Origin of the sequence: Herminiimonas sp. (assembly GCF_030645555.1) — a bacterium.
Taxonomy (GTDB): domain Bacteria; phylum Pseudomonadota; class Gammaproteobacteria; order Burkholderiales; family Burkholderiaceae_D; genus Oxalicibacterium.
The window spans coordinates 1-5961 of record NZ_JAUSME010000051.1 but is presented as its reverse complement, the minus strand read 5'-3'; the positions used below and the strand labels follow the sequence as shown (position 1 = coordinate 5961).

Below are 5961 nucleotides of genomic sequence, written 5' to 3'. Positions count from 1 at the left end.
TACCGCTCGGCGATTGTGGCCGGCAGCAGTGGCGTGCTGGCGCTGGATGAAGATCAATTCTGATTTTGTAGCAGCACGACAAAAACAGCTTAACGCAGGCGCCCTATATAACCGCGATCGACTGCATCCTCTGCCTCATGTCCTGTGACCGGTGCCGGTGTTGCTGGTGCCGGAGGTGCTGATGCTGGCGCTGCGGGCTCGGTCAGGCGCGCCAGCAAGGGTGGCTTGGGTTCGGCGCGCACGAACAAGCCTTCCGGGCCAAAGAATATTTCCTGCAGCTTGACGCTCAATTCCTGCAAATCTTCTATTGGTGACAGCGACGCCATTTTCAGTAAATAACGGCAGTAGGCGGGATCGATACGCATGTACTCAATATCGGTTACCCGCCCGGTTTGCCGGCGCAACGTGACGTGCAGCCGGCCCATCAGGGCAAAGGCCTGATTCTCCAGCGCTGCACGCGTGTGGTGTTCGTCGCTCATAGTACGTGCTCACCATGCTGCTCAAGATCCAGGCCTTCGCGTTCGGCTTCTTCGCTCACGCGCAAGCCCACCAATGCATTGACGATGCCCAGAATGATGGCGGTCATGACGGCCGAGAAGACGACGGTGACGATGACGCCGAAGGCTTGATTGCCGAAACTGCTTTCCATGCCGCCTATGCTTTTCATCGCGAATACGCCGGTCAGCAGCGCGCCGACGATGCCGCCTATCGCATGGACGCCGAATACATCGAGCGTATCGTCGTAACCCATGATGGATTTGAGCGTGGTCGCGCCCAAATAACAGGCAATGCCGGCAACCGCGCCTATCACCAGTGCGCCGGTGACATCGACAAAGCCGGAGGCTGGCGTAATGGCGACCATGCCGGATACCGCACCCGACACCAGGCCGAGCACGGAAGGTTTGCCGCGGCGTGCCCATTCGATGAACATCCATGACAGTGCGCCGACTGCGGTGGCGAGTTGGGTGACCAGCATCGCCATGCCGGCGCGACCGTCAGCGGCAACGGCCGAGCCAGCGTTAAAGCCGAACCAGCCTACCCACAGCATGGATGCACCGATAACAGTCAGCACCAGGTTATGCGGCGGCATGGCTTCCTTGCCGAAACCCAGGCGCGGGCCGATGATGAGGGCTGCTACTAGGCCGGATACGCCGGCATTGATATGCACGACGGTGCCGCCGGCGAAATCCAGTACGCCGCGCGCGGCCAGCCAGCCGGATGGTTCCCATACCCAGTGCGCAACCGGGGCGTAGACAAAGATGGACCACAGCGAGATGAACATCAGCAGCGCAGAAAACTTCATCCGTTCGGCGAATGCGCCGGTGATCAGGGCGGGCGTGATGATCGCGAATGTCATCTGGAACATCACGAAGACGCTTTCCGGTATCGTCGGCGCGATTTCGCTGACGGTGAGTTTGCCGCCTTCCTTGAGGAATTCCATGCCGTTCAGCAATACGCGATCCAGGCCGCCTATATATGGCGAGCCGGGGGTGAATGCCAGGCTGTAACCGATGACGACCCAGATGATGGTGACCAGGCAGGTAACGGCGAAGCTGTGGGCCATCGTGGTCAGTACGTTTTTCTTGCGTACCATGCCGCCGTAGAACAGGGCCAGGCCGGGTATCGTCATGAACAGCACCAGCGCGGTGGAAGTCAGCAGCCATGCGGTATCGCCGGAATTGATTTGCGATGCATCAACCAGCGTGGGTTTGCTCAGCGGTGCGGCCGCCACAGGTGCCGGCTCCGATGCTGCAGCGGGCTCCACTATCATCGGCGCAGTGCCGGCCAATGGCAGTGCTTCAGGCGCGGGTGCTGGGCTGCTTGCGGCCGGGGGCGCAGTTTCTGGTGGGGCGGGTTGTGCCGAGGCTATATTGACAGACAGGTTGAGCAGCAAGCCTAACACCAGACTGGCTAATGTCATCGTGACGGACGTAGAGCGCATGGTCATTGAAACTCCCTTGGTAAGCTTGAATTGGGCATCGTGTTGATGCCAAGATCATGTTTCGTAATAGCACTATGCGTGCCATGCGGAAATTCAGGCAAAACAGGGGAAGTGAGGCCAGACGCGGCTCTGGCGGGGGGATGTGCTGCACTAGGGCAGCACATTTAGATGCTATTTTTGCACTATCGTGGACTGGATGGTGGCGGCTTGTGGTGCGCGGCAGGCGGCCATCGCTGGCTGATGTTCAGCCGAAAGCGCCGCCGGTCAGGTATAAATCAAAGCCGCGGGCTATCGTGGCTATCAGGGCGGTTGAGCCTAATGCAAAGGTGAGGGCCACCAGCAATATCACGAACCAGCTCGAATTCGAGTTGCGGCCCGAAGCCGCATTGTGTTGCACATCCCATTTTTCATCGGGGGTCAGGCCTATGACCAGCGCACTGATCAAACCGACAAAAAACGAAATGATGACTAATATTAAAAAAGCAATAAAAACGGATTGCGGCAAGCGGGCGACTGCGGCAAAAGCCAGTAGCGCATAAGTCAGCGCGGCGGCCCAGGCCCACAAATCTTTTTTGCCATATAGATAGAATCGATGCGCGCCTACGCCGCCCAACAGTATTGCAAGGAGGGTGCTGAAGGTTTTATTCTTGTGGCTGGTGGTCATTATTGCTTCAATCGCGGTATGGAAAAGGGTGGGTTTTGCTGAAAAACGGGCTGGATTTTTACATTTAGCCGCGTATTGTAAGGGTAGACGCCCGATCCGTCGTAACAAGCTTGGCCTGGCCCGCGATCCGGATATTGCCCCGTTTGCCACACCTGAGTTGCAAAGCCATTGAATGAGGTTGCAGCTGCGGCGCTAATTGGGCTATAATTTGCGGCTTTTTCCGTGTTCAGACACTTTTTGGAAATATTATGGTCGTTATTCGTTTAGCTCGTGGTGGTGCAAAAAAGCGCCCATTCTTTAACATTGTTGCTACAGATTCGCGCAATCGCCGCGATGGTCGCTTCATCGAACGCATCGGTTTTTACAATCCGGTAGCATCAGGCGCAGAAGAAAGCGTCCGCATTGCTCAGGATCGTCTGGCCTACTGGCAAGGCGTAGGCGCACAATTGTCGCCTACCGTTGCTCGTTTGGTCGCTCAAGCCGGCAAAGCAGCAGCTTAAGTTTTGTCCAATCAAGCGGCATCGGGAATGAAAGTTCCTGAGGATTTGGTGCTGGTTGGTTACATCTCCGGTGCGTATGGATTGAATGGCTGGGTACGGGTCAGACCCTATTCAGCCGATGCGGATGCATTGTTGAATGCCAAGACATGGTGGCTGGATAAGCCTGAATTCCGTGACGTGGCGATGATGCAATCCAAGATTCATTCCGGTGATGTGGTCGCGCAGTTGATGGGTGTGGCAGGGCGAGAGGCCGCGGAGGCGCTGAAAGGTGCATCCGTGCAAATCCCGCGCAGTCATTTCCCGGCGCTGTCCGACAATGAATTTTACTGGGTCGATCTGATCGGCCTGGAAGTCGAGAATTTGCAGGGCGTGCGTCTGGGTCAGGTCAGCGACATGATGGACAACGGCGCGCATCCTATCTTGCGTGTCGCGGTGCCTCAGGCAGCTGAGACAGCCGGGGCGGATCCCAAAGCTGCGCAGGAATTGTTGATCCCGTTTGTCGAGCAGTTCATCATTACGGTAGATCGACCAGCGAAAAAAATTACGGTGGACTGGGGACTTGATTACTAATCAAGCTCAAGCGCAGGTCAAAGCGCGCTTCGATACTAGGAGTCGACGAGATGCAATTTGATGTCGTCACGCTGTTCCCGGAAATGTTCACCGCGATTACGCAGTCGGGTATTACGCGACGTGCGTTCGAGCAAAAGAAATGTGAATTGGCTTTGTGGAATCCGCGTGATTTCACCAGTGACAAGCATCGCACTGTCGATGACCGGCCTTACGGCGGCGGTCCCGGCATGGTGATGATGGTCAAGCCGCTGGAAGCAGCGGTGCTGGAAGCAAAGAAACGGCAAATAGCTACCGATCTGCCTGCACCACGTGTGATTTATCTTTCGCCGCAAGGCAAGGCTCTGACGCATGAGCGCGTGATGCAATTGACGGCTGAGCCGGGTCTGGTTTTATTGTGCGGTCGATATGAAGCAGTCGACCAGCGCTTTCTCGATACGTGTGTCGATGAAGAAATCAGCCTTGGTGATTTCGTGCTGTCAGGCGGTGAACTACCGGCGATGGCGCTGATGGATGCAGTGATCCGGCAATTGCCTGGCGTGTTGCATGATGATGCGTCGGCGGTGGAAGACAGTTTCGTCAATGGCTTGCTCGATTGCCCGCACTACACGCGACCTGAAGTATACGAAGGTACAGCGGTGCCGGCAGTGCTGATGGGCGGCCATCATGTCGAGATTGAAAAATGGCGACGTGAACGGGCGCTGGAAGCAACCGCGAAGAAGCGGCCCGACATGATTATCAAGGCACGTGCAGCAGGCTTGCTGACACGGGTCGATGAAAAGTTTTTGAGTAGTATGTAATTGCAGTTTGTAGTATCGAGCAGGAATGTAGTGTGATCCCTGCAATGTGTAACCCCATCCTCTACCGGGCATCTTAGAAATACCTGGCGCCGGCAAGATGGTTATTGGAGTAATAAAAATGGATCTGATCCAAACATTAGAGCAAGAAGAAATCGCTCGCCTGGCAAAGAACATCCCTGACTTCGCTCCTGGCGATACAGTGATTGTTAACGTCAACGTAGTCGAAGGTACGCGCAAGCGCGCCCAGGCTTACGAAGGTGTTGTAATCTCCCGTCGTAACCGTGGCTTGAACTCGAACTTTATCGTTCGCAAGATCTCGTCGGGCGAAGGCGTCGAGCGTACGTTCCAGTTGTACTCGCCACTGATCGCTTCGATCGAAGTGAAACGTCGCGGTGATGTCCGTCGTGCCAAGTTGTACTACTTGCGCGAACGTTCGGGCAAATCGGCACGTATCAAGGAAAAATTGCCACAACGTCGCGTCGCTTCAAAAGCTGCGGCAGAATAATTGCATTGCGGATTCGTCCGTGCAATTCATCGGCATCAACAAAAAAGGCACCTTCGGGTGTCTTTTTTGTTTTGCTGGCACAATTCACATTTGTTAAATACTGGTGCTTAAGCTGCTGCCGGTTTAAGATCAAAGCAAATAAATGCGATGGGACGGCATGCAGCCGGTGCAATCTCGTCGACGGTTCGTAAATTGGCCCCGCTCCGCGTGATGCGGGGGATGGCATGACACGATACATTCTTCTTGCATCCAGGGACGCAACTTGAGCACACTGCATTTCGATCCGGAATTACTCCCTGTGGATTCGCTGGGAGGCGAGGACGCGATTACGCCGGAACGATTGATGGCGGATGCATTGCGTGCCCGCTTTTTGAATCCGCCTGACTGGGTTCCTGAAATCACGGTGGAAAGGCTGGTGCGGCCGCTGAGCCGCCCGCTGATGGACGCTGCAGTGCTGCTACCCATCATCTTGCGTGACGATGGCCCGACGCTGTTGTTCACGCAGCGCACGGCCCATTTGAATGCGCATGCGGGGCAGATCAGTTTTCCCGGCGGGCGCATGGAAACACATGATGCATCGCCGGTCGATGCAGCGCTGCGTGAAACAGAAGAGGAAGTCGGCCTGGCCCGGCGCCATATCGATGTCATCGGCACGCTGCCTGAATACCATACGGGTACCGGTTTCCGCGTCACGCCTGTAGTGGGCATCGTGCAACCGCCATTTGACATGCAAGCCGATCCGTACGAGGTCGCCGAAATATTTGAAGTCCCGCTGGCCTTCCTGATGAACGGGATGCATCATCAACGTCGCACTGCCGAGTTTGTTACCGGTAACCGTACTTTTTACGTGATGCCCTATGAGCGCTTCTTCATCTGGGGTGCAACTGCTGGCATGCTGAGAAATTTCTTCCATTTTCTGCGTGCATAGGGTTCGGTTAGCCATGCGCCTGCATGAACCGGGTGTGCATTCCCTGCCATTGTTT

8 protein-coding genes are annotated in these 5961 nt (G+C 55.8%); 5 read left to right on the top strand and 3 right to left on the bottom strand.

Features of this window, described 5'->3' with window-relative positions:
* Positions 1-89: 89 nt before the first annotated feature.
* The 3 genes from Q7T06_RS02190 to Q7T06_RS02180 form a co-directional block, all read right to left on the bottom strand.
* A complete protein-coding gene (locus Q7T06_RS02190) occupies positions 90-479 on the bottom strand; it encodes a hypothetical protein (RefSeq protein WP_304779397.1) in 390 nt (129 codons plus the stop codon).
* Complete coding sequence (locus tag Q7T06_RS02185) at positions 476-1942, bottom strand: ammonium transporter (RefSeq protein WP_304779399.1); 1467 nt, start codon at positions 1940-1942, stop codon at positions 476-478. Before Q7T06_RS02185 ends, Q7T06_RS02190 begins: the two co-directional genes overlap by 4 nt.
* A 244-nt stretch (positions 1943-2186) precedes the next feature.
* The gene (locus Q7T06_RS02180) at positions 2187-2606 is read right to left on the bottom strand and encodes an NINE protein (RefSeq protein ID WP_304779395.1); all 420 of its coding nucleotides are present in this window, start codon (positions 2604-2606) and stop codon (positions 2187-2189) included.
* Positions 2607-2854: 248 nt separating this feature from the next.
* Here Q7T06_RS02180 and rpsP point away from each other — a divergent pair, with 248 nt between their 5' ends.
* The 5 genes from rpsP (at position 2855) to Q7T06_RS02155 (ending at position 5906) form a co-directional block, all read left to right on the top strand.
* Positions 2855-3106 (top strand): 30S ribosomal protein S16, encoded by a 252-nt coding sequence (gene rpsP / locus Q7T06_RS02175; protein ID WP_011870163.1) that lies wholly within the window; start codon positions 2855-2857, stop codon positions 3104-3106.
* A gap of 27 nt (positions 3107-3133) precedes the next feature.
* Entirely contained in the window at positions 3134-3676 is a 543-nt protein-coding gene (gene rimM / locus Q7T06_RS02170) for a ribosome maturation factor RimM (RefSeq protein ID WP_304779388.1), read from the top strand.
* Between the two features lie 50 nt (positions 3677-3726).
* A complete protein-coding gene (gene trmD, locus Q7T06_RS02165) occupies positions 3727-4473 on the top strand; it encodes a tRNA (guanosine(37)-N1)-methyltransferase TrmD (protein WP_304779385.1) in 747 nt (248 codons plus the stop codon).
* Positions 4474-4591: 118 nt separating this feature from the next.
* Positions 4592-4978, top strand: coding sequence for a 50S ribosomal protein L19 (gene rplS / locus Q7T06_RS02160; RefSeq protein ID WP_304779382.1), 387 nt, complete (start codon positions 4592-4594; stop codon positions 4976-4978).
* Positions 4979-5240: 262 nt separating this feature from the next.
* Positions 5241-5906 carry a CoA pyrophosphatase gene (locus tag Q7T06_RS02155; RefSeq protein WP_304779380.1) on the top strand — a complete coding sequence of 222 codons (666 nt, stop codon included), beginning with the start codon at positions 5241-5243 and terminating at the stop codon, positions 5904-5906.
* The last annotated feature ends 55 nt before the right edge of the window (positions 5907-5961 follow it).

Coding starts and splice junctions, on each gene's coding strand:
- Q7T06_RS02190 (WP_304779397.1), bottom strand. CDS start 479: ATGAGCGACGAACACCACACGCGTGCAGCGCTGGAGAATCAGGCCTTT.
- Q7T06_RS02185 (WP_304779399.1), bottom strand. CDS start 1,942: ATGCGCTCTACGTCCGTCACGATGACATTAGCCAGTCTGGTGTTAGGC.
- Q7T06_RS02180 (WP_304779395.1), bottom strand. CDS start 2,606: ATGACCACCAGCCACAAGAATAAAACCTTCAGCACCCTCCTTGCAATA.
- rpsP (WP_011870163.1), top strand. CDS start 2,855: ATGGTCGTTATTCGTTTAGCTCGTGGTGGTGCAAAAAAGCGCCCATTC.
- rimM (WP_304779388.1), top strand. CDS start 3,134: ATGAAAGTTCCTGAGGATTTGGTGCTGGTTGGTTACATCTCCGGTGCG.
- trmD (WP_304779385.1), top strand. CDS start 3,727: ATGCAATTTGATGTCGTCACGCTGTTCCCGGAAATGTTCACCGCGATT.
- rplS (WP_304779382.1), top strand. CDS start 4,592: ATGGATCTGATCCAAACATTAGAGCAAGAAGAAATCGCTCGCCTGGCA.